This window comes from Malaciobacter mytili LMG 24559, assembly GCF_003346775.1.
In the GTDB taxonomy this organism is placed as follows: Bacteria; Campylobacterota; Campylobacteria; order Campylobacterales; family Arcobacteraceae; genus Malaciobacter; species Malaciobacter mytili.
In genome coordinates this window covers 898353-924729 of sequence record NZ_CP031219.1, presented here as the reverse complement: position 1 = coordinate 924729, position 26377 = coordinate 898353, and the positions used below count along the sequence as shown (strand labels likewise).

At 26.4% G+C, this 26377-nt stretch carries 23 protein-coding genes; 9 read left to right on the top strand and 14 right to left on the bottom strand.

Features of this window, described 5'->3' with window-relative positions; all coding sequences use genetic code 11:
* Positions 1 to 3 precede the first annotated feature (3 nt).
* Positions 4 to 1989, bottom strand: coding sequence for a TonB-dependent receptor (locus AMYT_RS04690; protein ID WP_114841397.1), 1986 nt, complete (start codon positions 1987 to 1989; stop codon positions 4 to 6).
* 111 nt (positions 1990 to 2100) lie between these two features.
* On the opposite strand from AMYT_RS04690, the gene AMYT_RS04685 reads away from it, so the two are divergent.
* Together AMYT_RS04685 and AMYT_RS04680 are read left to right on the top strand one after the other, a co-directional pair.
* Entirely contained in the window at positions 2101 to 3033 is a 933-nt protein-coding gene (locus tag AMYT_RS04685; protein ID WP_114841396.1) for a helix-turn-helix domain-containing protein, read from the top strand.
* Between the two features lie 75 nt (positions 3034 to 3108).
* Positions 3109 to 4203 (top strand): nitrous oxide reductase accessory protein NosL, encoded by a 1095-nt coding sequence (locus AMYT_RS04680; RefSeq protein ID WP_114841395.1) that lies wholly within the window; start codon positions 3109 to 3111, stop codon positions 4201 to 4203.
* A gap of 41 nt (positions 4204 to 4244) precedes the next feature.
* On the opposite strand, the gene ppnP is transcribed toward AMYT_RS04680, so the two are convergent.
* A complete protein-coding gene (gene ppnP, locus AMYT_RS04675) occupies positions 4245 to 4556 on the bottom strand; it encodes a pyrimidine/purine nucleoside phosphorylase (RefSeq protein ID WP_114841394.1) in 312 nt (103 codons plus the stop codon).
* Between the two features lie 132 nt (positions 4557 to 4688).
* On the opposite strand from ppnP, the gene recO reads away from it, so the two are divergent.
* Both recO and AMYT_RS04665 read left to right on the top strand, forming a co-directional pair.
* Entirely contained in the window at positions 4689 to 5306 is a 618-nt protein-coding gene (gene recO, locus AMYT_RS04670; protein ID WP_114841393.1) for a recombination protein RecO, read from the top strand.
* A gap of 135 nt (positions 5307 to 5441) precedes the next feature.
* Positions 5442 to 7826: a hypothetical protein gene (locus AMYT_RS04665; protein ID WP_114841392.1), complete on the top strand. Its 2385-nt coding sequence runs from the start codon at positions 5442 to 5444 to the stop codon at positions 7824 to 7826.
* A 20-nt stretch (positions 7827 to 7846) separates the two neighbouring features.
* Here the strand turns inward: AMYT_RS04665 and AMYT_RS04660 are convergent, their stop codons facing one another.
* Positions 7847 to 8668, bottom strand: a complete 822-nt coding sequence (locus AMYT_RS04660) for an HDOD domain-containing protein (RefSeq protein ID WP_114841391.1) — start codon at positions 8666 to 8668, stop codon at positions 7847 to 7849.
* Positions 8669 to 8717: 49 nt separating this feature from the next.
* Positions 8718 to 9821 carry a redox-regulated ATPase YchF gene (gene ychF, locus AMYT_RS04655; RefSeq protein ID WP_114841390.1) on the bottom strand — a complete coding sequence of 368 codons (1104 nt, stop codon included), beginning with the start codon at positions 9819 to 9821 and terminating at the stop codon, positions 8718 to 8720.
* 210 nt (positions 9822 to 10031) lie between these two features.
* Here ychF and AMYT_RS04650 point away from each other — a divergent pair, with 210 nt between their 5' ends.
* The 4 genes from AMYT_RS04650 (at position 10032) to AMYT_RS04635 (ending at position 15894) form a co-directional block, all read left to right on the top strand.
* The gene (locus AMYT_RS04650; protein ID WP_114841389.1) at positions 10032 to 12047 is read left to right on the top strand and encodes a cache domain-containing protein; all 2016 of its coding nucleotides are present in this window, start codon (positions 10032 to 10034) and stop codon (positions 12045 to 12047) included.
* On the top strand, positions 12040 to 12729 hold the full coding sequence (locus AMYT_RS04645) for a response regulator transcription factor (RefSeq protein WP_114841388.1): 690 nt from the start codon (positions 12040 to 12042) through the stop codon (positions 12727 to 12729). Before AMYT_RS04650 ends, AMYT_RS04645 begins: the two co-directional genes overlap by 8 nt.
* A gap of 100 nt (positions 12730 to 12829) precedes the next feature.
* Positions 12830 to 13411: a hypothetical protein gene (locus tag AMYT_RS04640; RefSeq protein WP_114841387.1), complete on the top strand. Its 582-nt coding sequence runs from the start codon at positions 12830 to 12832 to the stop codon at positions 13409 to 13411.
* Between the two features lie 11 nt (positions 13412 to 13422).
* A complete protein-coding gene (locus AMYT_RS04635) occupies positions 13423 to 15894 on the top strand; it encodes a molybdopterin-dependent oxidoreductase (RefSeq protein ID WP_114841386.1) in 2472 nt (823 codons plus the stop codon).
* Positions 15895 to 15923: 29 nt separating this feature from the next.
* Here AMYT_RS04635 and AMYT_RS04630 read toward each other — a convergent pair whose 3' ends face one another.
* The 4 genes from AMYT_RS04630 to AMYT_RS04615 all read right to left on the bottom strand — a co-directional run bounded on the left by AMYT_RS04630 (position 15924) and on the right by AMYT_RS04615 (position 19329).
* Complete coding sequence (locus AMYT_RS04630; RefSeq protein WP_114841385.1) at positions 15924 to 16337, bottom strand: NifB/NifX family molybdenum-iron cluster-binding protein; 414 nt, start codon at positions 16335 to 16337, stop codon at positions 15924 to 15926.
* Positions 16338 to 16455: 118 nt separating this feature from the next.
* Entirely contained in the window at positions 16456 to 17589 is a 1134-nt protein-coding gene (gene cydB, locus AMYT_RS04625; protein WP_114841384.1) for a cytochrome d ubiquinol oxidase subunit II, read from the bottom strand.
* Positions 17589 to 19115: a cytochrome ubiquinol oxidase subunit I gene (locus tag AMYT_RS04620; protein ID WP_114841383.1), complete on the bottom strand. Its 1527-nt coding sequence runs from the start codon at positions 19113 to 19115 to the stop codon at positions 17589 to 17591. The genes cydB and AMYT_RS04620 overlap by 1 nt, the downstream gene beginning before the upstream one ends.
* Before the next feature lies 1 nt (position 19116).
* Complete coding sequence (locus AMYT_RS04615; RefSeq protein WP_114841382.1) at positions 19117 to 19329, bottom strand: DUF4492 domain-containing protein; 213 nt, start codon at positions 19327 to 19329, stop codon at positions 19117 to 19119.
* A gap of 120 nt (positions 19330 to 19449) precedes the next feature.
* Here AMYT_RS04615 and AMYT_RS04610 point away from each other — a divergent pair, with 120 nt between their 5' ends.
* Positions 19450 to 20037 (top strand): DUF134 domain-containing protein, encoded by a 588-nt coding sequence (locus tag AMYT_RS04610; protein ID WP_114841381.1) that lies wholly within the window; start codon positions 19450 to 19452, stop codon positions 20035 to 20037.
* A 23-nt stretch (positions 20038 to 20060) separates the two neighbouring features.
* On the opposite strand, the gene AMYT_RS04605 is transcribed toward AMYT_RS04610, so the two are convergent.
* From AMYT_RS04605 to rfaD, 6 genes are read right to left on the bottom strand one after another with little or no spacing between them, the layout of a single operon-like run.
* Positions 20061 to 21464 carry a leucyl aminopeptidase gene (locus AMYT_RS04605; protein WP_114841380.1) on the bottom strand — a complete coding sequence of 468 codons (1404 nt, stop codon included), beginning with the start codon at positions 21462 to 21464 and terminating at the stop codon, positions 20061 to 20063.
* Positions 21454 to 22146 carry a DedA family protein gene (locus tag AMYT_RS04600; protein ID WP_114841379.1) on the bottom strand — a complete coding sequence of 231 codons (693 nt, stop codon included), beginning with the start codon at positions 22144 to 22146 and terminating at the stop codon, positions 21454 to 21456. The genes AMYT_RS04605 and AMYT_RS04600 overlap by 11 nt, the downstream gene beginning before the upstream one ends.
* Positions 22147 to 22155: 9 nt before the next feature.
* Positions 22156 to 23364: a tryptophan synthase subunit beta gene (gene trpB, locus AMYT_RS04595; protein ID WP_114841378.1), complete on the bottom strand. Its 1209-nt coding sequence runs from the start codon at positions 23362 to 23364 to the stop codon at positions 22156 to 22158.
* 14 nt (positions 23365 to 23378) lie between these two features.
* A complete protein-coding gene (locus AMYT_RS04590) occupies positions 23379 to 23927 on the bottom strand; it encodes an adenine phosphoribosyltransferase (RefSeq protein WP_114841377.1) in 549 nt (182 codons plus the stop codon).
* A complete protein-coding gene (gene rfaE1, locus AMYT_RS04585; RefSeq protein WP_114841376.1) occupies positions 23927 to 25354 on the bottom strand; it encodes a D-glycero-beta-D-manno-heptose-7-phosphate kinase in 1428 nt (475 codons plus the stop codon). Before rfaE1 ends, AMYT_RS04590 begins: the two co-directional genes overlap by 1 nt.
* Before the next feature lies 1 nt (position 25355).
* Positions 25356 to 26366, bottom strand: coding sequence for an ADP-glyceromanno-heptose 6-epimerase (gene rfaD, locus AMYT_RS04580; RefSeq protein ID WP_114841375.1), 1011 nt, complete (start codon positions 26364 to 26366; stop codon positions 25356 to 25358).
* Positions 26367 to 26377: the final 11 nt, after the last annotated feature.

Genomic DNA, 26377 nt, shown 5'->3' with positions numbered 1-26377 from the left:
TCCTTAAAATCTATAAGCTAATTTAATACCAAACTCTTGTTCTTCTCTTAAAATAGTTGTTGTTCCATTAAAATATGCACCAATAGCATCATAATTTTTATCCAATAGATTATTTACATAAAAATATATATCAAAATTATTTGTTTCATAACCCATTTTCATATTTACTAAGCTATACGCTTTTTGATAGTTTGTGTTTGCTTTATCAAAATATGTTTTTCCATAACCATTAAAATCAACTCTTGCATATAAGCCATTATTTGCTCTATACTGAGTTCCTATATTAAAATTATATTTGGGAGCAAGAAGATTATAATTTCCACTATAATTACCTGCTAAATCACTAAAATTATCAAATGTTGTTTTATTTATTCCAACACTTGCAAATAAAGTTAATTCATTAGTTATCATTCCTTCAACTTCCATTTCAAAACCTTTTGAAGTTGCCGTTGCTGCATTTACCATATAAATAGTACCAGCAACTGGTGCCTCTTCAACTTGCATATCTTTTATATCCATATAATAAATATTTGTATTAAATTTTAGACGATTATCAAAAAATATACCTTTATATCCCAGCTCATAAGAGATTAACTTTTCTTCACCATAAGCTTGTTTATTTACTGGAGCATAGGGATTAAATCCACCACTTCTATAACCTTTTGCTATTGTAAAATAACTCATTTGATTTTGATTTATATTGTATTGAATTCCTATTTTTGGAGAAATATTGCTATAACTACTTTCTAAATCAATATTTGTATTTTTAACTTCTAATTGTTTTTTTTCTTTGTCATACCGAACTCCTGCTTTTAAAATCCAATCTTCATTTAATGGATAAATAATATTTGTAAAAATTCCAACACTTTTTGAATTCATTTCTTGTGGATTGGCAAAGCCTGTTGGATTAAAAGGAGTTACTATTCTTGTATGTAAATCATCATTTTTTTTATCTAAATATATTCCTGAAATTAGTTCTACTTTATCAAATAAAGTTTCATATCTTAATTCTTGAGAAATTGTATTTAATTCATTATTTTTATATATATGCCTTAAAGTCAAAGGAGTCATATCTGCATCTACAATAGCTTTATCTTTATACTCTTTTTTTGTAGTTATTGATTTTATTTTAGAATATTCATCTAAATTATAATTAATATTCAAAGCATAAGTGGTATCTATAGGAGTTGAATAACCTTTTAGATTTGAACTTACTTCCTTTTTGTTATCTTTAGAACTTACCCAATTATGAGCACCATTATCTTCTTTATTTTTTGAGATTATTAAGGATAAATCTAAATTATCAGTTGGAGTAGTTCGTAAAATAAGTTTTCCATAATCACTTTTTTTATCATTTATATACTCATTTGTAAGACTATTTTTTATAAAACCATCTTTTTGTTGATGTTTATAAGTAACACCTACATAAAATTTATCTTTTACTATTGGCCCTGATATATTAAATCCAACATCTTTTCTTTTATTATTTCCTATTGTTGAAAAGATTTTTCCACTTATTTCATTATTTGGCTGTTTTGTAATGATATTTATAACTCCAGCTTCAGAATTTTTACCATAAAGTGTTCCTTGTGGCCCTCTTAAAACCTCTATTCTTTCAATATCACCTAATGCGTCATCAAAACCAAAAGCACTAGTAGTTGGAATCCCATCAACATAAAGCCCTACAGGTGTTGAATAAGATAAAACATTTCCACTTATTCCTCTAATTGAAGGAACGATTAATCCCTCTTGTCCTGTATTATAAAGTATCAAATTTGGAGTATATTTTCCAATATCTTCTAAAGATGAGATAGATTTATCTTCAATTGATATTTCATCAAATACACTTAAACTAATAGGTACATCAATAACTCTTTCTTCTTTCTTTTGTGCAGTTACGGTAATATCATCTAATGCAGTAATATTCTTTGCTAATAGTTCAGTTATAAGCAATAAAGAAAAAGATAATAATACTTTTGTTTTTTTCATTTATTTTTACCTTTTATAAAAATTTAATATTTATAGTATATAATTCTTAAATATTGATAGTCAATATCAATAATATTATAAAAGGTTTTATTTCTATTATAGAAGGTTAAAATGTCAAGATTGTATTTAAAAGATTTAATAAATTCCAATTTTAATTGTGAAAATAATATTATAAAAAATAGTTTTCCTTCTGAAATAGGAGTAGATTATATGGAGAAAATATATTTGCAAGAGGGTCTTTTATTTTTAAAAACAGATTATAATATTAAAAATCCTATATTTTTAGAAGCAAAAAAACAAAATGAAAGAAAATTTGTTATAACAATATGTACTAAAGGTAATTCAACTTACACAAATAATTATGATAAAAAAACTTTACCCTTCAAAGAAGGATTTACAACAATATCTTTATTTAAAAATACAGAAGGTTTTAGAGAGTTTAAAGATAAACAAATAAGCCAAATTAGATTAATTTTAAATGAAAATTTTCTAAAAAGAAATTTCCAAAAATCTCTAGTTGAAAAATTTTTTTATAATAAAGAAAATTTGCAATTATTAGATTTTAGTTTAACTAGTTTAGAATCTCAATTTTTATTAAATGATATATTAAATTGCAAATTAATTGGGGAATTAAGAAATATGTATATACAAGGGAAAGTTTTTGAGTTATTATCTTTAGAAATTTCCAAGCTTCAAAAAAATAAAGAAGAAATAACTCTTGATGAATATGATAAAAATGCTATTTTAAAAGCAAAAGAAATTTTATTAGAGAATTTACAAAATCCACCTTCAATAGTTACTCTTGCTAAAAGGGTTCATTTAAGTGAAGTAAAACTAAAAAAAGGATTTAAACAGTTATATAAAACTACTCCTTATCAGTTATTACTAACTCACAAAATGAAACTTGCAAAAAATATGCTTCAAAGTGGAGAATATAATATTAATGAAGTAGCTTTACAAATAGGTTATAAATTTGCAAATAATTTCACAAATGCCTTTTATAAAGAGTTCAAAATAAGACCTAAAGATATTTTAAAAAAATAAATTTTTAATATATTATTTTTTAACAAATAATTAACTCTTTTTTACTAAAATCATAGAAAAAAGTAGGAGAGTTAAATGCTTAAAAAAATCTCAATAATAATGCTATTTTTAACATTTAGTGTTTTTGCATCACAAAATAATCAAATGTTTCAAACTGTTAATAAAAAAGATGCAACTTTAGTAAAAATAGATAGTAGTAAAGAGTTTTGTAATGTATGTGGAATGAATCTTACAAAATTTTATAAAACTTCTCATGCAGTGGAGTTTAAAAATGGACATAAAGAACAATATTGTTCACTTCATTGTTTTGCAAAAATAAATGAAAATTTTGGCAATAAGATAAAAAAAGTAGAGGTTGTAGATACAAAATCTTTAAAATTAATAGATGCAACAAAAGCTTATTATGTAGTTGGAAGTTCAATAAAAGGAACTATGAGTATGGTAAGTAAATATGCTTTTTTACAAAAAGAAGCAGCACTTGAATTTATCTCTAAAAATGGTGGTGAACTAAAAACATTTAATGAAGCTTTAGAAATTGCAACAAAAGCTTTACCAAAAGATGAGATGATGGTAGATAAAAAAAGAGAAAAAGTTGCAAAAAAAGGTAAAAAAATTTTTGAAACAATGTGCAATAAAAAAGAACTTCCTTCTTTTAATTCAGTGGGAGAAGCTAAACAATATTTAATTGATAATAAAGTTTGCAAAAACCTAAAACCTGATATGCTACAAGCAGTTGCAATTTATACTTTTAACCCAGCTTATGCAACAGATGATAATAAAAAAATGCAAATTCCAACAGATGTGAAATGTCCAGTTTGTGGTATGTTTGTAGCTAAGTTTCCAAAATGGGCTGCAAAAATGAGTGTAAATGAACATACTCATTATTTTGATGGAACAAAAGATATGTTTAAGTTCTACTTTAATCCTTCTAAATATGCACATAATCACAAAAAAGAACAAATACAAGAGATAAAAGTAACAGACTATTATACTTTAGAAGAAATAGATGGGAAAAAAGCCTATTATGTTATTGGTTCAAATGTGTATGGCCCAATGGGAGAAGAGTTAATTCCTTTTAAAGATGAAAAATCTGCAAAAAGCTTTAAAGAGTCACATTATGGGAAAAAAGTTTTAAAATTTGAAGAGGTAAAAGAAAGCTTATTTTACTAAGCCATATGACAATGCGATTTAATCGCATTGTTAATAACAGCTTATTTAATAAAAGAGCAGCAATAGTCAACTAAACTTTTTACTCTTAATTTAAATTTTGAGTTTGATGGGATTTCAAAAGAAGCAGGTCCTTTAACTTCCATCCAATCCTCCGCAGGTAACATTACTTCTAAAACACCTGTTTGAATATCCATAACTTCTTTATGAACAGTATTTAGTTCATACTCTCCTGGAAGCATAATACCAAGTGTTTTTCTACTACCATCTTCAAATATAATAGATCTACTTGTAATTCTTCCTTCAAAAAAGATATTAGCTGCTTTTGAAACAGTAACATTTTTAAATTCTGCCATTAAATTTCCTTTCCTATATTTATCAAATATCATACCATAAAATTCGTATGAAGCATATATCTATTTTAGATTTGTTATAATTTTTTAGAAAAATTGTATTACAAATAAACAAACATATAGGTATTTTAATAGATGCAAGGCTATATCTTAGATATAAAACCCGTTAAAGATGATGATTTAATAGTAATAATACTAACAGAAAATAGAATTTATACTACATATAGATTCTATGGAGCAAGACATTCAACTATAAATATAGGCTATAAAATAGACTTTGAACTAGAAGGTAGCTTAAAAAGTGATATTTCAAGGCTTAGGGATGTTATGCAATTAAATTATCAGTGGATATTAAATTCACAAAAAATGTATGCTTGGCAAAGATTTATAAAGCTTTTTAATTCACACTTTAGAGATATTGAAGAAATAGATGAATTTTATTTTAATTTATTAAATGAATTAGTTCATATGATGATAAAACAAAATGAAAAAAGAGCAATACTTCAAGCTTATTTAAAACTTCTTGAATATGAAGGAAGACTACATACTGATTATACTTGTTTTTTATGTGATATTGAAATTGAAGATAAAATCTCTTTAGTTAGAAGCTTTTTACCTGCTCATCCACAATGCACTTTTTCAAAGATTTTTTCTATAGATAAAGTAAAAGAGATGTTTGAAGAAAACTCACTAATTAATTTTACAGATGAAGAAATTGATTACTTATGGAATATTTTACTTCAAGGCTTATAATATAATAAATTATTAAATAATATTTAATTATAATAATTTTTAGATAAAAAGATTTAATATTGGTTAATTTTTGTTTTTAAAGATTAGTAAGTAAAAAAATCATATAATGTTTTAATTTAATTGGGAGAAGAGTTGATGCTAGATGACTATAATGCTACAGCTTATTTGGATTTAGAAGAAGAAGATATAGCAGTAACTAATATTATCACAAAATATAAAATTTCATCAAAAAACAACTCGTTTTTATTTGATGTAGAGGATGATTATAAATCATTGATTAACTACATTGGAGAACTATTTATAAAAAATCAAACTCTTCCTGATGATATAAAAAATCAACTTCTACATAACATCAATTTTAGAAGTTTTTTAATAAAAAATATAATAATAAAAATCGATAATATCTTTTTTGATAAGAAAACTATAGTTTTTAAAGAAATTGTAACTATAATTAATTTACTATCTTTTGGAAAAAATTTTAATATTTTTGAAAATTATATATCTTACAATTTAGATAATCTTTCTTCACTTTTTAGAGAATATGAAGAAAAATTAGAAAAAAACCAAAATATAAAAGAAGAATTTGAACTACTTTTTGCTCACTATACTTTACTAATAGAAATTATTAATGTTTTATGTAAAATAAACTCAAGTGATGTACAAAGAAAAAAAACAATAAATCCTATTATTGAGATTTTAACTGAAACTATAAATATCTTAAAATTTAAAATTTCACTAAATGAAGAAAAAGTAAATATTTTAAATAATATCTTAGGGAAATTACTATTTTATTATGCCCATATTCCTTATATTGATATTACAAATAGAAAACTTTTTGATGTAATTGATGAGTTTTATTTTAACTTTGAAAAATCAATTGCAGGGTATCAACTTTCAAAGAATACTTCTTTTGGAAATTCAAATGAATTAAAAGAATATAAACTATTTTTAAATACTATTTCTACTCTTTTATCAAATATGATTTATAAATTAGAAAGTGAGTATGAATATAATGAATATAAAGATTTGGCATTATTTAAAAATATTTTAGATTTATATGAAGAAGTAATAGTTCATACAAATATACCAAAAATTAAAACTATTTTTGAGTTAAAAAAACATCTAATTAATAATTATATTTTTATTTATAGTGGAAATTGTGAAGATAGCGTTGATATTATTATTAATGATTTTTTTAGTAATAAACAATTTGATAATTCTACTATTCAAATCATCTATGCAATTACTTTGTATAGTGATATTAAAAATGATACTTTAATTGAGATTCTAAGAAAATTCCTTAGTATGGAGAAGTTTCACAATGACTATTTAGAGTTTTATAAACTAAATATTTGTGATGTGATAATCAATAAATTAATAAGACACAATAATTTTGTTTTAGATGAAGAACTTTCTAAAATTTTAGTTGATTACATAAATGAAAATAGCGTTGCTTCACATCTTATTTCTATATATACAAAGGTATTTTTATCTTTAAGTTTATATTATTCAAATTTTAATGATTTTAAATCAATAGAGCTTTCTAAAAACTATTATGCTATTTATATTAATATCAATGGATATAATCTTCTAAATAATGAGTATTCTTCTATAAATAGAAAAATTCTTGTAAATTATGGTAAAAACTTAATAGAAGAATTGGGAATAGAAGTAAATGGTGTTAAAAATGATAAATTTTATACTTTAGGTGAAAAAAGTGTAATAAAGCATATAACACAAAATAAAATAAATAAAAAGTTTTATATGAATCAAAAGCTTTCTGATTTACTAACTAAGATTTTAAATGAACAAAACTTAGATGATGAAAAAATCAATAGTTATATTGAAGAATTTATCTCAAAAGATATTTTTTATGGCTTAGTATTTTGTGCAGTTGATGGTTTATGTAAAAACAAATGTGAAGTTTTAGACTTAGGGTATGAGATAATACAAATTCCATTATTTAAACAATTTACTTTAAAAATTGCCTACTCAACAGTTTATAAAGATGTATTTCAAAATATCTATTTAAATACTAAAGAGTATATAGAAAAAAATGTCTCAAACATAATAATTACTTATCAAAAAACAATTCCTATGTTTTTTGATAAAGTTACAGGATTAAGAAATGTAAATAGACTTCAAAAAGATTTTAAAGAACTTCCAAATGAGTTTATCTTTATAGAGTTTTATCTTCATTCAATAGAAGAACTAAATACTAAATTTGGTTATGCAAAAACAAATGAGATTTTTAAAGAGTATATAAGTAAGATAGAACAAATAACAGACTTATATAGATTATCTGGTCCAAAACTTGGAATAGTTTTACCTTCAGATTTTAACTATAAAGAGTTAATTATGAATATTGAAAAAATCGTAGTATTAAGTTATGAAGAAGAAATCAAATTTGAAAATACATATGCAATAACATGGGGAAATAAAAATAATATTTTAGAGAAATCTGCTTGTTGTATAGCACTTGCTAGAAAAGATGGTAAAAAAAGTTTAGAATTAAAATAGTTAAGGTTTAACCTTAACTATTACTCTTCATCTAATAATCTATCTTGAAGTTTTTCAATAGCAATTTCTAAAGCTTTTACATCTAAATTAAATTCTTTTGCTTTTTCAATAGCATTTTGGATACTTTCATCACTTAAAGCACAGTTTACTTCACAAGCTGTTTTTACTACATTTAAAATCTCTGCTCTTTGTCTAAATGCTTCATCAACATTTGATAAATCATCAACAAATTCAATTGAGTTTATTAAAGTATCACTTAATTTCCAGTGCCTAAATATTCTTGCTGTTATTTCAGAAGTTGTAAGACCTAGAAGTTCTTTTTCTGCTTGTGCAGTTGAATAACCTTGTGATAAAAGAGCTTGAAATTCAGAAGTTTTGCCTTCTAATTCTAAAATATCAGCAATTACAAATTTACCTGCTTCTTGTAATAATGCAGGTAAAATAAGTTCTTCTTTTAAATCATATGATACTTTAGAAAGCCACAAATTAGTAAGAGTTGTAGCCATATTTGAAACTCTCATAAAATCATCGCTATTAATTCCATAAGGAGATAAATTTGCTTTTAATAGATTTTGAACTGTTCCACCAATTGCAATAGAAATTGTAAAGTTAATCCCAAGAAGATTAATAGCTCTACTTGGTGTTTCTACTTTACTTCTAAATCCAAACATTGCAGAGTTTGAAACTTTTAAAAGTGTTGAGATTATTAAAGCATCTTTTTCTATTATTTTTAATAATTCAAAGGCTTCTTTATCCCTTTTTTGTCTAAACTCTTCAATTTCAGCAATTGTTTTTGGTAATGGTGGTAAAGATTCAATTCTTTCTAAAATATTTTCTGACACTTAAAACTCCTAATAAAGTCAAAATTGTTTGATTATAACTAATCTTTAATTAAACATTAAACCTAAAATGCATTACATCTCCATCCTGAACAATGTAATCTTTTCCTTCAAGTCTTAACTTTCCTGCTTCTTTGCATTTAGCTTCACCACCATAATTTACAAAATCTTCATAAGAGATAACCTCAGCTTTTATAAAACCTTTTTCAAAATCATTATGAATTACAGCAGCAGCTTGTGGTGCTTTTGTATTTTTTCTAATTGTCCAAGCTCTAACTTCAATTTTACCTGCTGTAAAATATGATTGTAAACCTAATTTATCAAAAGCTGTTCTAATAATTTGCTCTAGTCCTGATTCTTCAACACCTAAATCAGTTAAAAACTCTTTAGCTTCATCTTCTTCTAAACCTACTAATTCTTCTTCAATTTTAGCACAAAGCATAATAACATCAGCACCAACTTCTTGTGCATGTTGTTTTAACTCATCAACATATTTATTTCCACCATCTGCTAATGAATCTTCATCAACATTAGCTCCATAAATTACATCTTTATTAGATAAAAATCTTAACTCTTTATCTAATGCTTTAAAATGTTCATTATCTAAATCTTCAAAAGTTTTAACAGGTTGTAATTCACCTAAATGTTCCATAAGTTTTAAAGCAACTTCCAATTGAGCAGCTGCATCTTTAGAACCTTTTGATTGTTTTTTTAATTTATCTATTTTCTTTTCACATTGTGTTATATCAGCATAGATTAGTTCTGTTTCAATAATTTCAATATCTCTTAAAGGATTTACATCACCCTCAACGTGAGTAATATTTCCATCTTCAAAACATCTTACCATATGTAAAATAACTTCAACTTCTCTAATATTTGATAAGAATTGATTACCTAAACCTTCACCTTTACTAGCACCTCTTACAAGTCCTGCAATATCAACAAAGTCAATTGTTGAGTATTGAATTTTATCAGGATTTACAATTTTAGCTAATGCTTCTAATCTTCTATCTGGTACCGGAACTATTGCTTTATTTGGTTCAATTGTACAAAATGGATAGTTTTGTGCCTCTGCATTTTGAGCTTTTGTTAAAGCATTAAAAGTTGTTGATTTACCTACATTTGGAAGTCCTACTATTCCTACACCTAATCCCATTAATTTCCTTTTTTATAATTAACTAAAAGCTAAAAATACTTTTTAATATTTTTAGCTTTTAATTTGTGCAATAAGTATTGATTATATCTAAATTTGACTTTTTGAAGGCTGAAAATAATTTTAAAGAAAAAATCTTTTTATATTATCCTTATATTTATACTTTTTTTATTTTTTAGTATTATTATAAAAGTAAAAACATAAAGTGATACAATGAAACATAATAAAATCTATATTTTATTACTAACAATATTTTTTCTTTTATATATATTTATTATATATTTTACATACACTGAAAATAAAAAATATCTTTTAGAAAATACAAAAAATAATCAGCTTAAATTAGTATATGCATATAAAGAAAAATTTGATGAAAGATTAGCTGCTTTAAAAAGAATTGTAGAGACTTTAGGTAAAAGTTTAATAGATAAAGATAGGAACAAAGAGTTTAAAAATATAAAAGAGACTTTAACAAATGCAATGATTTCTGGTAATGGATTTACAAGTGTTTATATCTCTTATCCTGATAATTTTACTATTTCAGGAAGACCTGACTGGTATTATACAAAAGATTATGTGGCAACTAAAAGACCTTGGTATATAGAAGCTATAAAAGCAAATAAAACTATTATTTCTAAGCCTTATATAGGCTCTGCTGGTTTTGAAGATAAATTATATATAAGTATTGTATCTCCTATTTATAAACAAAATAAATTAGTTGCCGTTATGGCTAGTGATTTGGAATTGGAATCTGTGCAAAAAGAATTAACTAAACTATTTCCTTTAAAAAATGGTTTTGCTTTTCTAATGACAAATAATGCCCAAGTAATAGCCCAGTCAAATAAACTAGGAATTGATTTTAGTAATAAAAATCTAAAAGAGTTTTTATCTTCTTTTTCAAAAAACAAAGTTGGATATAGTACTTACAAAATTGCTAATAAGCACTATATTTTTACTTATGAAACTTTAGAAAAAAGTGACTGGTTATTTGTATCAGTATTAGATGAAAAAGAGATTTACAAAGATTTAAATTATCAATTATTTATGAACCTTTTAGCTTCAGTTTTTCTGTTTTTATTAGGATTTGCAACTATAATATTTATTTCATTTATTCAAAAAAAGCTATATGAAAAGCATCTTTTATTAGGACACTTTGCAAAAAGCCCAACTTGGGGTATTTTACTTACAGATAAAAATGGCAATATTATATTTATAAATAAAGTTTTTGAAAAACTTTTTTCTTTAAAAAGCAAAGCTTTATATAATAAATCCATAAATAATATTCTTTTAAAATTAAAAATTAATCAAAAAAACAATAATCAAATATTATGCTTTAAAGATATTGAAGATAATATCTATTCTATGAAAAGTTATCCTTTAGAACATAAAGGGAAATATTATCGTATTCAAATTACTCCTTTAGTAAATAATTATCAAAAAAAACTTGAAGGTACAATTATTACAGTTAATGATATTAGCCATGAAAAATATCTTGAAAAAAAAGAGAGTGAACATGAACAAATCTTAATTCAAAATAGTAAAATGGCTGCATTAGGAGAAATGGTTAGTGCAATTGCACATCAATGGAGACAACCTTTAAGCACTCTTTTAATGTTACTTAGTAATGTAGAAGAGTTTATTAGTAAGGAAAATCCAAAAGCCATAAATTATCTATGTAGATCTAAAGATACTATTAAATATATGAATGAAACAGTAAATGCTTTTAGAAATTTTTATAAAGAAGACTTTGAAAAAAGTAACTTTAATCTAATAGATATAATAAATGAAGTAATCTTAATAAGCTCTCCTCAAATGAAAATGAATGCCCTTGAATTAGAGTTTAAATATAATGAAAAGCATAATTATACTTTAGAAAGTTATCCCTCATATATAAAACAAGTACTTATTAATCTAATTTCAAATGCAAAAGATGAACTTTCAATTATTTTAAAAGATGAGCCTTTATATGAAGGCAAAATAAAGATTTTTTTATCTAAAGAAGAAAATAATTTTCTAATTAGTATTGAAGATAATGGAAGAGGTATCTTAGCTGAACATAAAGAAAAAATCTTTAAACCTTTTTTTACAACAAAAAAAGATCAAGGTACTGGAACTGGTTTATATTTATGTAAATTATTAATAGAAAATAAAATTAATGGAAAACTTTTTCTTGATAATTTAAAAAATCCAACTAAATTTATAATTCAAATAGGAACAAATGATGTATGAAAAAGCTAAAAAACTTTTAAAAGATAAAAATATATTAATTGTTGAAGATGAAGAGAGTTTAAGAGAGATAATAGTTGATTCAATTCAAGAGTATGTAAAAAAAGTATTTATAGCTTCAAATGGTTTAGAGGGATTAAACTATTTTCAAAAAGAAGAAATAGATTTAATTATATCAGATATTCATATGCCTAAAATGAGTGGTTTAAGAATGAGTTATGAAATAAGAAAATATGACTGTAATGTTCCTATTATTTTTTTAACTGCCTATGATACGGATGAAAATATGTTACAAGCAGTAGAAATAAGAAGTAAAAGTATTTTAAAAAAACCTTTTGATAAAAAACAACTTGTAATTTCAATGATGCTAGCTCTTTCTTCAACAATAGAAGACTCTAATAACTTTGATCTTTTAAAAGGATATACTTATAATTTAAATACTAAAGAGTTATTTTTTAATAAAGCACTTATAAATTTAACTAAAAAAGAACAAAGACTTTTAGAATTACTACTTAAAAATCAAGAACATATAGTTCCTTTTAGTTTAATAGAAAACTTTGTTTGGATTGAAAATGGAGCAACTGCAGATACTATACGTATGTTTATAAATAAACTTAGAAAAAAAATATACCCAGAATTAATTCAAAATATTCAAGGAATTGGATATAAGCTCTCACTAAAATAAAACTTAAAATATTTTTCTAAAATTAAATAAAAAGTTTATACTTATTTTATACTCTTGCCATAAAATTTCTATAGAAACTAAAAAACTATAGGAGACAAATATGACTTACATTTCAAAGATAGGTTTATGCTTATTTTTAAGTGGAACTTTAGCTATAGCTTCTAATTCTATATTAGAAAAAAAGTCTGACTTAATACAAAATGGCAAAACCATTGGTTTTGTACAAATATTAACACCAGTTGAGATTATAAAATCAAATAAAGAAAACAGTGTTATTAAAATAAAAGGGTTTAGACTTGAAAACTATCCTCAAATGATAGTAAGAGATATAAAAAGAAAAGAGTTATATGCAGAGTTTAAAGATGAAACTATTGCAAATAACTCTTTTAAAATTCTTAAAACTTATGAAGATGAGTATGGAGAAGTTTGGCATGAAGTTGAAGGAGAATTTACAGTAAGTACAAATACTCTTACAAAAGATAAAGATAACTTATATCTAAATGCAAAAAAAACATATGAAAGAACTTGTTCTATGTGTCATCATCTTCCTCTTTCAACTGCTTATACAGTTAATCAATGGCCTCAACAAATTGAAAGTATGATGGAGCAAGTGGCACTTGATGATACAACAAAAAATTTAATTATCAAATATCTTCAGCAAAATGCTGCTGATGCAAAATAAAGGAGTATAAAATGAAACGTAGAGATTTTATTAAATTAAGTTCAGTGGTAGGTGCATCAACAACTATTCAAGCAAGTGGTTTAGATGGATGGATAGATTTAACAAATTTTGATAGAAAAAAAGTCCTTAGTGCAAATAGATTTGGTATGTTTTATGCAACAATTCAAAGTGGAGAAGTAATTGAAACAAAACCCTTTGAGGGGGATTATTTTCCAAGTCCAATGATAAGAGCAATTGCTGATAGATTACAAAATACAACAAGGGTTGAATACCCAATGGTTAGAAAATCTTATTTAAAAGCAAAAGGACCTTCAAATCCTCATTTAAGAGGTAAAGAGGAGTTTGTTAGAGTTTCTTGGGATGTGGCACTAGATTTAGCTGCAAAACAAATGAGAACTACTTTTGATAAATATGGACCTGAAAGTATATATGGAGAGTGCTATTGGTGGGGAGGTTCTGGTAGAGTTAGCTGGGGAAGAACAGTTTCTAGAAGAATGATGAAAATCTTAGGAGGATTTGTAACTGAATCAGGAGATTATTCTACTGGGGCAGGATTAGTTATTATGCCTCATGTTTTAGGTGGTTCTGCGGTTTATGATACACCAACTAAATGGAAAGCTATTATAGAAAATGCAAAAAATGTTGTAATATGGGGACAAGACCCAATAGTTACAAACCAAATAAATTGGGCAATACCTTTACATAGATGTTTTAAAGACTTTGAAAAACTTCAGCAAGCTTCTATTAGTGGAAAAATTAAAACTTTTAGTGTTGATCCAAGAGTAAATGATACTGCAAGATTTTTAAATTCAAAACATATAGCCCTTAGACCAGGAACAGATGTTGCTTTAATGATAGGAATGGCACATTATTTATATACTAAAAAACTATATGATGCCGAGTTTATAAAAAAATATACTGTAGGTTTTAATAAATTTAAAAAATATTTTCTTGGTGAAATAGATAATGAAGTAAAAGATATAAAATGGGCTTCAAAAATTACAGGTGTAAAAGAAGAAGAAATTGCACAATTTGCAACTACTTTAGCAAAAGAAAGAACTGTGATTTTATGTGGTAGAGCACTACAAAGACAAGACCATGGAGAGCAACCACACTGGATGTGTACTGTACTTTCTGCTATGTTGGGATATATTGGATTACCTGGTGGAGGAATTGAGTTTTCTTTAGGGTATAACTCAAGTGGTGCAACAGATAAAATCGCTCCAACAATTGCTGGTATTAGCCAATCAATTCCTGAAAAGTATAATCAAAAATATCCTAATGCACCTTGGTTAAAAAATCATGATGTAATTATTCCTTCTTCAAGATCAATTGAAGCCTTAGAAAATCCAGGAAAAATAATAGAACAAAATGGTAAAAAAATAAAATTACCTCATATTAGACTTATGTATAATGCTTCTGGTTCTCCTTTAACTAGGCATCAAAATGTAAATAATATGCTTGAACAATGGAAAAAAGTTGATACTGTTATTACAGCAGAGCCTTATTGGACATCAACTGCAAAAATGTCAGATATTGTATTTCCAGTTGCAACTGAACTTGAAAGAGTTGATATTGACCAAACAGGAAGTACTAAAGAATATATTATTGCAAGAAAGGCTCATATAAAACCAGCGGGAGAGAGTCAAAGTGACTTTTGGATTTGTAGAGAGTTATGTAAAAGATGGGGATATGAAGAGGTATTTACAGAAGAGAAAAATACAGAATTTGAGTGGGTTAAATATATTTATAAAAATGCAGTAGAAAAAGCAAACTCTTTAAATATTAAAATGTCATCATTTGAAGAGTTTTGGGAAAAAGGTTATGTTAAATTTGAAGAAGATGATAAATCAACTGAAAATTATACAAGATATGAAGAATTTAGAAATAACCCTTATAAACATAGATTAGGTACACCATCAGGGAAAATTGAAATTTTTTCTCCTGTTATTGAAAAATTTAAATATGACGATTGTAAAGGATACCCATCTTGGATAGAGCCAATTGAATGGCTTGGAAATAAAAAAGCAGAGAAATATCCTATTCATATAGTAAGTCCACACTCTAAATATAGATTACACTCTCAACTTAATAATACTTATATTAGAGGACTTTATGAAATAAGTGGAAGAGAACCACTATTATTAAATCCTAAAGAAGCACAAAAAAGAGGTTTAAAACAAGGGGATATTATTAGAGTATTTAATGATAGAGGAGAAATTTTAGCAGGATTACATATTACAAATGATGTAATTGAAGGAGTTGCTGTAATGTGCGAAGGAGCTTGGTATTCTCCTGAAGTACCAGGAGAGAAATCTTTATGCCAACATGGAAATGTAAATGTTCTTAGTATAGATAAAGGAACTTCAAAAATTGCTCAAAGTAATATTGCTCATACAGCATTAGTAGAAATTGAAAAATATAAAGGTGTAATAAAACCAATAAATGCCTTTACAAAACCAAAAATTCTTCAAAGTCTATAATAAAAAAGGTCTCATAAAAATGAGACCTTTTAAATAAAAATTAAAGATTTTTTATTTGTGTGGGTATGAGAGTGTGAATGATTGTGAAAACTATCGTTGTGATTATCTAAAATTACTTGAAGTTTTTCTTGAGTTAATTTTTCTAATTTTGAAGTTTTTATTTTTTCTAAAATCTCAAAAGTTTCAATCCTCTCATCTCCCGCATAAAAAAACTCAAAATTATTCTGTTTTGCAAGATTATAAGGGTTTCTTCCAATATCTTTAATAATTAGTTTTTTTACATTATTTTCTAAAAGCCATTTCATTACACTTCTTCCACAACTACTCTCATTTTTTTTAATACTAAGGTTAGTTCCATCATAAAAAGCAAAATATTTTGCTTTACAAAATGATGGTGCTATTGCACTATTTTCTTTTGATGTTTTTACTGGAAATGCATACATTTTAAAACTCCTCGTCAAATTTTTGTGCGTTTTTAAAACAAAATCTATAAGCCATATATATTACAAAAGGCCAAACACTTAACCAAATTAATGAACTTGTATAATCCATATTTTTCTCCTAATAATTATGTGCATCTTTTGACATAATTTCTTCTTTGGTGATTTTTACCTTATCCATTTGAAACCAAGCATATGCAATATATGCAATAACAAAAGGAACCATTAAGGAAACATAACTCATCACAACTAAGGTATATTCACTACCTGAACTATTTTCAATTGTTAAAGAACTTTGTAAATTATAAAGTGAGGGATAGTATGAAGTACCATTAAATCCCACATTTAAAAAAAGTGCCATTACTGTTAAAACTATACCTACTCCACCAGTTTTAATACAACAACTTTTTTGTTTTTCAACTGTATTAAAAACAGAAATTATTACAAGTATAATTCCTAAAATAAAAAGTAATCCAACAAAAGGCATATCTATAAAGTTATTTAAATATTTATATTTTTCTATAAAAATATGAGCATTTTTATCATAAGAAAAACCACTTCTTGTAAAAAGCATATATAAAAAGTTTAAGAAAAATACTAAAAAAACTATCATATCAATTTTTATAGAGTTTATACTTCGTTTTTTAATTAGTATATTGTCAATATTATTTATAAAATACATAGCTGCACTAATTCGAACTAAAAATAAAAGTGATATTCCTAAAAGTACATTAAAAGGGTTACTTAAAGCCTCCAATCCTCTTAAACTATTTTGCCAATATGAAAAATTTCTTTCATCAATATAAAACTCCGAACCACTAAAAAAAGTAGCAATTGCAACCCCAAGTAAAAATACTCCCAAACTTCCATTTATATATAAAAATATTTCATAAGTTTTTTGACCAAAAAAGTTATTTGGTTTTGTTCTAAACTCATAACTTACTGCTTGTAGAATAAAACAAAAAAGTATTCCCATCCAAACCCAATAAGCTCCACCAAAACTTGTAGAATAAAATAAAGGAAAAGCTGCAAATAATGCTCCACCAAATAAAACCAAAGTGGTAAAGCCTAACTCCCACTTTCTACCCAAAGAGTTAATTAACATTGTTTTTAAAGTCTCATCACCTTGAGATATTTTACCAAGTAAAGTTTGTCCTCCTTGAATAAACATCATAAAAGCAAAAAGCCCACCAAGAAGTGAAATAATTATCCACCAATATTGTTGAAGTTGTAAATATGTTAAATTTTCAAACATTAATGACCTCCATTTGGACCAATTTTTATCTGTTTTGCCATAATTTTTAGTTCTGCAATTAATAATGCTGTAAATAAAATTGCAAATAACCAAAAAGTAATTTGAACATTTGCAGTAGCAATATTTGTTGCAGCAATTCCAACTGGCATTAAATCTTGTATCGCCCAAGGTTGTCTTCCCACTTCAGCTACAATCCAACCAGCTTCAGCAGCAATATAACCTAAAGGAATAGAATACATACTTGCATATAACCAAAATCTTTGTTTAGTAATATCTTTTTTAAGAAGTAAAAATAAAACAACTGCAAAAAGTAAAATAAACCATCCACCAAGTGTAACCATTAGATGAAAGGAATAAAAAGTAAGTGAAATAGGAGGAATAATATCTTTTGGTTCAGTTAAATAACCATACCCAAAATAGTTTATATAACTTTCTAAAACAAATTTTGCATCATTTGCTTTTTTAGTATTTCCTTCTTTTATATATTTTTTATACTGTTTAAAAGCTTCAAGAGCAATTTTCCCTTTTAGAATTTTCTCTTTTGCACTTTCAATATTATATTTTTCATTTCCATAAACCAAATCTTTTAATCCAGGAACAAAAGCATTAGAATTATGGTAACTTAAAAGTGAAAGTGCATAAGGTATTTCTAATTCAAAATGAAAAGTTTTTTCATTATTGTCTATAGTTTTTTTACTATTTAAAACTCCAATAGCTACAATTGAGGCTGCTTCTTTACCTTCATAAAGTCCTTCCATAGCTGCAAGTTTAACTGGCTGTTTTAAAGCAACTTGATGAGCTGATTCATCTCCACTTAAAGCCAAAAAAATAGACACAATTAATCCAAATGTAGCTCCTACTAACATAGAACTTTTTGCAAAAGCAACTTCTCTTTTTTTAAGTAAATACCAAGCACTAATTCCAACAACAAAAAGTGCACCTATTACATAACCACTGCCAACAGTATGTAAAAATTTACTAATTGCAACTGGAGATAAAGCCACATCCCAAAAATTTACCATCTCATTTCTAACTGTATCTATATTAAATTTCATTCCCACTGGATATTGCATCCATCCATTAGCAACTAAAATCCAAAAAGCACTTAAATTTGAACCTATTGCAACTAACCAAGTAGATAAAAGATGAAAACCTTTAGATACTTTGTCCCATCCAAAAAACATTACTGCAAAAAAAGTTGATTCCATAAAAAAAGCCAAAATTCCCTCAATAGCTAATGGTGCACCAAAAATATCCCCTACAAACCAACTATAATTTGCCCAATTTGTACCAAATTCAAACTCCATGATAATACCAGTTGCAACTCCAATTGCAAAATTAATTGCAAATAAAGTCATCCAAAACTTAGTCATCTTTTTATACTTTTCTTGTCCTGTTTTTACATAAATTGTTTCCATAATTGCAATTATAAAAGATAATCCCAATGTTAAAGGAACAAATAAAAAGTGATAAATTGCTGTTAATGCAAACTGAGCCCTGGACCAGTCAACTAAACTCTCTTCCATGCTAATTCCCTTTTATCATATTTTTATAAACAAAATCTTGTTTTTCTTCTTTTGTTTTATATTCACTTTTAAAATTTTTGTCATAAACAAAAATATTTAATACCACTAAAATAGTAATCAATTTAATAATTACTATTTTCCATAAACTTTTTCCTATTGTTAAGTTTCTAAATCCATCATAATAAAGATTAAAAACTGATTTTAAAAAGTTCATTATGCTCTCCTTTTTGAACATATGTTCATAATTTTACAACTTTTATGAACATATGTCAAGAAATAAAATGACAAATTATTGAAAATATGATAAAATATCTTTTTTATTATAAGGAATTAAATGGCTAGAGATAAAAATCAAAGAGAATTAAACTTCAAACCACTTTTTAAAAAATTTGGGCAAACACAAATTGAAAATAAAAATGAAATAGCCCTACTTCATGAAGAGATTGAAGCAATTTATCTTATGGATTTATTAGGACTTTACCAAGAGGATGCAGCAAAAAGAATGAATGTATCAAGACCTACATTCTCTAGAATTATTAGAAATGCAAGACATAAAGTAGCAAATTGTCTAATTAGTGGAGCAAAACTGCATATACATGACCAAAAAGATAGTTACTTAATTGCTATTTGTAGTGATGAGGAAGAGGAATTAATCAACTGCAATGCAAGAGGAAAATATATTTTAATTTTTGAAATTCAAGATAAAAAATATACTCTTTTAAAATGTATAGAAAATCCTGTATTTTTTGAAAATCAAAAGCCAGGAATGATTTTACCAAAGCTTTTAGTGCAACAGCGTGTAAACTTCTTTTTAGTAAATGAAATAGGAGCAGGACTTAAAAACTCTTTATTATCTAAAGGTATTTATACTATTTTGAAAAAACAAATAAAATTTAATGATTTAGCAAATATTCCAATATAAGAAAAAGTGTTAAACACTTCTTCTTATAAGCTTTTTAAAAACTCTAAAGTCATTCTAACCCCAGCACCACTTGCTCCAAAAGGGTTATATCCCCAAGCTTTTTCAACATATGCTGGTCCTGCTATATCAAAATGTATCCATTTGTCTTTATTTTCTTCATAAATAAAATTATCTAAGAAAATTCCAGCAGTAATTGCTCCACCATATCTAGTATTTGCAATATTACTTATATCAGCAACTTCTGATTTTATTGTTTTTCTTAAAAATCTATTAAAGTCTAAAGTTGTAGCATATTCTCCTGCTCTTAAAGCACTTAAAACTGCATTTCTTTTTAAAATATCATTATTTCCCATAATACCTGTAGTATATTCTCCAACTCCAACTACACAAGCTCCCGTTAATGTAGCAAAATCAAAAATATAATCTATATCTTTAATCTCATCTTGAGCATAACATAAACAATCAGCAAGAACCAATCTTCCTTCTGCATCTGTATTTTTAACTTCAATAGTTGTACCATTTTTTGCAGTTAAAATATCATCTGGCTTATAAGCATTTCCACCAATCATATTTTCAACAGCTCCAACTATTCCATGAACTTCAATTGGTAATTTTAGCTTTGCAACTGCATATAAAATACCTAAAACAGCACATCCACCTGATTTATCAGATTTCATTGTTGTCATATAATCAGCAGGCTTTAAAGATAACCCACCTGAATCATAAGTTAAACCTTTACCAACAAGTACTATTTTTTTAGAAGCATTTTTTGGTTTATAAGCTAAGTGAATAAGTTTTGATTCATGAACTGATGCTCTTCCCACACTAAGCATTGCATTCATAGAGTTTTTTTCTAAATACTTTTCATCAAAGATACTACACTCTAACTCATTTTCTAAAGCAATATTATTTGCAATTTCTGCCATAACTTCTGGATAAAAATCTGCTGGTGCAGTGTTTACCATAGTTCTTACTTTATTTACAGCCTTACAAATAGTAGTTGAATCTTCTAAAACTTTTTCAAGTTTTGAAGAAACCTCATCTACAATAATATTTAACTCTTGTTTTTTACTTTTTTTAGCATTTGATTTATAGTTTTCAAATTTATAATTACCTAAAAGTGCCCCTTCAACTACTGCTTTTAATAAAGTTGTATCTTCTATATAAACTTTAGCACTTTTAAAAGTTGTTGAACTAAACTTTTTAATCGCAGTTGCTATTGCAATAGCAATACTATCATAATCACTTCCTTCACACCCAACATAAATTCTTTCACTCTCTACTAAAAGAGTACAAGCTTCATCTTTTGGCTCAAAGTTTAAGCTTTTTAAGGCTTTTTTATCTTTTGCTTTTTCTAAATCATTTAATATAATTATCTCTAAACCAGATTTTAGTTTTTTATTTTTATCTACTAAATTAATTTTCATATTTATCCTTTTTTTGAGTAGCTTTATTAAAATAATATATTATACTTCCACCAAAAACAAGTGCAAATGGTAAAGCAAAATACCAATGTTCTTTTACCCAATGTAATACTTTTAAAATCTCTTCTCCAAAATACCAAACAGGAACTATAGTAATAGCCGCCCATAACCAAGCAGAAATAAGATTAATAAAAGCAAACATTTTTGCACTATATCTTGTAAGTCCTATTGAAATTGGAATAATTGTTCTCATCCCATACATATATCTTTGTATAAAAATAATAGGCCAACCATGCTTTTTTAGTAATAAGTGAGCAAGGGCAAATTTTCTTCTTTGTCCTCTAAATTTTCTATGAACATATGATTTATTAAATCTTCCAATATAAAAATATACCTGATCTCCTGCAAACCCACCAAGACCAGCTACAAAAATAGCAATATAAAGGCTCATATCTCCTGTATGAGAAAGAAGCCCTGCCATAATTAGCCCTGCTTCTCCTTCTAACATCCCCCACGCAAAAAGAATAATATAACCATACTCTTTTAATAAATATACAAATTTATTTTCAAACCCATCAACAGGTGCATGATAAAGGTTATATCCCAGATATGAAAAAAATATTATTACTACAAAAGCTAAAATTTTTCCAGAATGAGGTTGTATTGTCTTAAAAAACTTTTCCATAAAAACACCCTATTCAAAGTCTAATAAGCTTTTTGCTTGTATCATATCTTTATCACCACGTCCTGAAAGATTTACTATTACTATCTTATCTTTTAATTTCTCTTTTGCTTTTTTTAAATAAGCTATTGCATGCGCACTTTCAAAAGCTGGAATAATTCCCTCACTTCTACTTAGCCATACAAAAGCCTCTAGTGCTTCTTCATCAGTTATTGAATCATACTTTACAGTTTTATTATCTTTATGAAAAGAGTGTTCTGGTCCAATTCCAGGATAATCAAGCCCTGCACTAATAGAATGAGCTTCTAAAACTTGTCCATCTTCATCTTGAAGTAAATATGAACATTGCCCATGTAAAACACCAGGAGTTCCTTTTTCTAAACTACAACCATGCATATTTGTATCTAGCCCTAAACCTCCAGCTTCAATACCAATACAAGTTACCTCTTCATCTTCTAAAAAGTGAGAAAACATTCCTATAGCATTTGAACCACCACCAATACATGCAACCACATAATCAGGTAATTTATTCTCTTTTTCTAAAATTTGTTTTCTAGCTTCATAACCAATAATAGCTTGAAAATCTCTTACCATCATAGGATATGGATGAGGACCTGCAACAGTTCCAATTATATAAAAAGTATCCCTTGCATTTGTAACCCAGTATCTAATGGCATCATTCATTGCATCTTTTAAAGTTTTACTTCCACTTTCAACTGCAATTACTTTTGCTCCAAGAAGTTTCATTCTAAATACATTTAACTCTTGTCTTGCCACATCTTTTGCACCCATAAAAATAGTACATTCTAATCCTAATAGTGCAGCAATCGTAGCTGTTGCAACTCCATGTTGCCCTGCTCCTGTTTCTGCAATAACCTTAGTTTTTCCTAATTTCTTTGCAAGTAAACCTTGAGCTATTACATTATTTACTTTGTGAGCACCTGTATGATTTAAATCTTCTCTTTTTAAATATACTTTTGCACCTATTTCTTCTGAAATGCTTTTTGCAAAATATAATGGATTTTCTCTTCCAACATAATCTTTTAATAAAGCATTAACTTCATTCCAGAACTCTTTATCAAATCTATATTTTTTATATTCAGTTTCAAGTTCCTGTAAAATTGGCATCAATGTTTCAGGAACATATCTACCACCAAATATACCAAAATGTCCATTTTCATCAGGATCAAATTTACTTATCTTTGGGATATAATCACTCATTTATTTTCTCTTTTTTATATATCTAAAATAGTGTAAACATTAGCATGTTCTTCTACTCTTTTTTTACCATCTAAAAATGTAAGATTTAGTAAAAAACACACTTCTACAAGATTAGCTTTTACATTTTTTATAAGTTTAGCTGCTGCGTTTGCTGTTCCACCTGTTGCTATTAAATCATCTATTAATAAAACTCTTGCATCTTTTTTTTCATTAAAAGCATCTAGATGTATCTCAACTTCATCAAAACCATACTCTAACTCATACTTTTCACAAACCGTAGTTCCTGGAAGTTTTCCTTTTTTTCTAACAGGTACAAAACCTACATTTAGTCTATCCGCAAGTGCAGCACCAAAAATAAATCCTCTACTATCAATACCAGCTACATAATCTAAATTATACTCTTTATATCTATCTTCTAAATGCGTCATTAGAAGATTAAAAGCTTCTTTATTATTTAATAAAGTTGTAATATCTTTAAAAACGATACCCTCTTTTGGAAAATCATATATATTTCTAATAGAATTTAATAAAAACTCTTTATCTTTAGCAGTTAATTCTTTCATTATTTTCCTACACTTTTAATTTTTTCAATTGTTTTTGTTGTACTTTTACCATCTACAAACTCTACAAGTTTAGTCTCTTTTGCTATATTGCTACCTACGACTTCTTTACCTTCATAATCAGCACCTTTTACAAGTACATCAGGTTTAACTTTAGAAATTAGTTCGTAAGGAGTATCTTCATTGAAAATTACCACATAATCTACACACTCTAAAGCACTAAGAATATAAGCTCTATCCTCTTGAGTATTTATGGGTCTGTCTTCTCCTTTTAGTCTTTTTACACTCTCATCAGAGTTTAAACCTAAAATTAGCACATCACCAAAAGATTTTGCCACATTTAAATAACTTACATGACCTTTATGTAAAATATCAAAACATCCATTTGTAAAAACTATTTTTTTATCTTGAGTTCTTAATCTATTTGCTATTTTTTCTATTTCATCAAAAGTTTTTATATGAAGCTCAATTGAGCTTTTATTTAAGCTTGATTTATATTCTTCAATTTCATCTAAAGTTACTGTTGCACTTCCAATTTTTCCCACAACCACACCAGCAGCTAAGTTTGCAAACTCTATTGAACTTACTAAATCATTTCCTAAACTTAAAGCAAATCCTAATGAAGCTAAAACTGTATCTCCTGCACCTGTTACATCAAAAACCTCTCTTGCCACAGTTGGTCTAATAATTACCTCATCATCTTTTAAAAGTGCAATTCCTTGCTCACTTAAAGTAATAATAGAGTATTGTAAATTTGCACAAGTTTTTAAAGCAACTAAAGCTTTTTTTAATGTATCTGGATTTTCTATTTGAACTTTTGAAGCAATTTGTGCCTCTTTTTTATTTGGAGTTAAAAAATATGCACCCTCATATTTTGAATAATCTTCCCCTTTTGGATCAACTATTACTTTTTTATTATTATTTTTTGCATAAGCTATTATTTTTTTAGATAACTCTTTTGTTAGGACACCTTTTCCATAATCTGAAAAAAGTATCATATCATATCTATTGATTAGCTCTTGGAATTTTTCAAAGATTTTCTTTTCACTTTCAAAGGAAATAGAGTTTTTACTTTCATGATCATATCTTACAACTTGAGAGTGAGAAGCCATAATTCTTGATTTTTTAGAAGTTTTTCTTCCTTTTTGCTCTATTAAAAAAGACTTTGCCCCTGCTTTATCAAGCATAGATTTCAACTCTTTTGCTACTTCATCATCTCCAACTACTGAGATAACTCCCACTTGTGAGCCTAAAGATAAAAGATTATTTATTACATTTCCAGCACCACCTAAAACAGTTGTCTCTTTTTTTATATCCACAACAGGAACTGGTGCTTCAGGAGATATTCTATCACTACTTCCCCATAAATAGTGATCTATCATAAGATCACCTATTACTAAAATATTTGGTTTTTTATTTATTGTTATCATACTATTTTACCTCTTGTTCAAATAGCCTTTTTATTTCAGGAATATAAGCTTTAATTCCATCTTCAAGCTCAAATCTAGCTTCAAAACCTAACTCTTCTTTTGAAGCTTGTACATTTGCTTCTGTATGAAATTGATATTGTCCTATGTAAGGATTTGGGATATATTCAGTTTGAAAAGAAGTTCCTAACTCTTTTTGTAAAATATCTGCAATATCTTGAAAAGATCTAGCTTTTCCTGTTCCCACATTATAAATTCCACTTTTTTTAGGAGAACAAGCTTTAATATTAGCTTGAATGACATCTTCAATATAGATAAAATCTCTTAAAATTTTATCACTTCCTTCAAATAATTTTGGAGCATTCCCTTTTAATAATTGATGAGCAAATTGAACTACTGTTGAAGCTGTTTTATTTTTAAAAAACTCTTTTGGTCCATATACATTAAAATATCTAAGTCCCACAATAGAAATATCTAAACCTTTTTTAAGATATGAGTATGTGATATTATCCATCATTAATTTACTAAAACCATATACATTATTTGGTGATTCATTACCAACAGTTTGTGGACTTGAAGCATCTCCATATGTTGCAGCTGAACTTGCATAAATCATATTTGCTTTATGTTTAATTGCCAATTTTAGTAAATCTTCATAAGCATTTACATTTGTTTTTACCATTAAATCTTGTTCACTAACAGTTGTATCTGAAATAGCAGCTTGATGAAAAATATAATCAAATTTATACTCATTTTCTAAATTTAATAATATCTCTTTATCATTTATATCACCGCTTATTACAGTACCTTTAAATCCAATAAGATTTTTAAAATGCCCAAAACTTTTTAGGTTTCCATTTGAAAAAGTTTCTCCTGATCTAAAACAATCTAAAGCTATAATTTTAGCTTCTGGAAAATTTTCTTGAAAATAAAAACATAAATTTGAACCTATAAATCCAGCAGCACCAGTTATTAAAATCGTTTTATTATTAAAGTCTATATCAATATATTTCATTTTATTTCTCA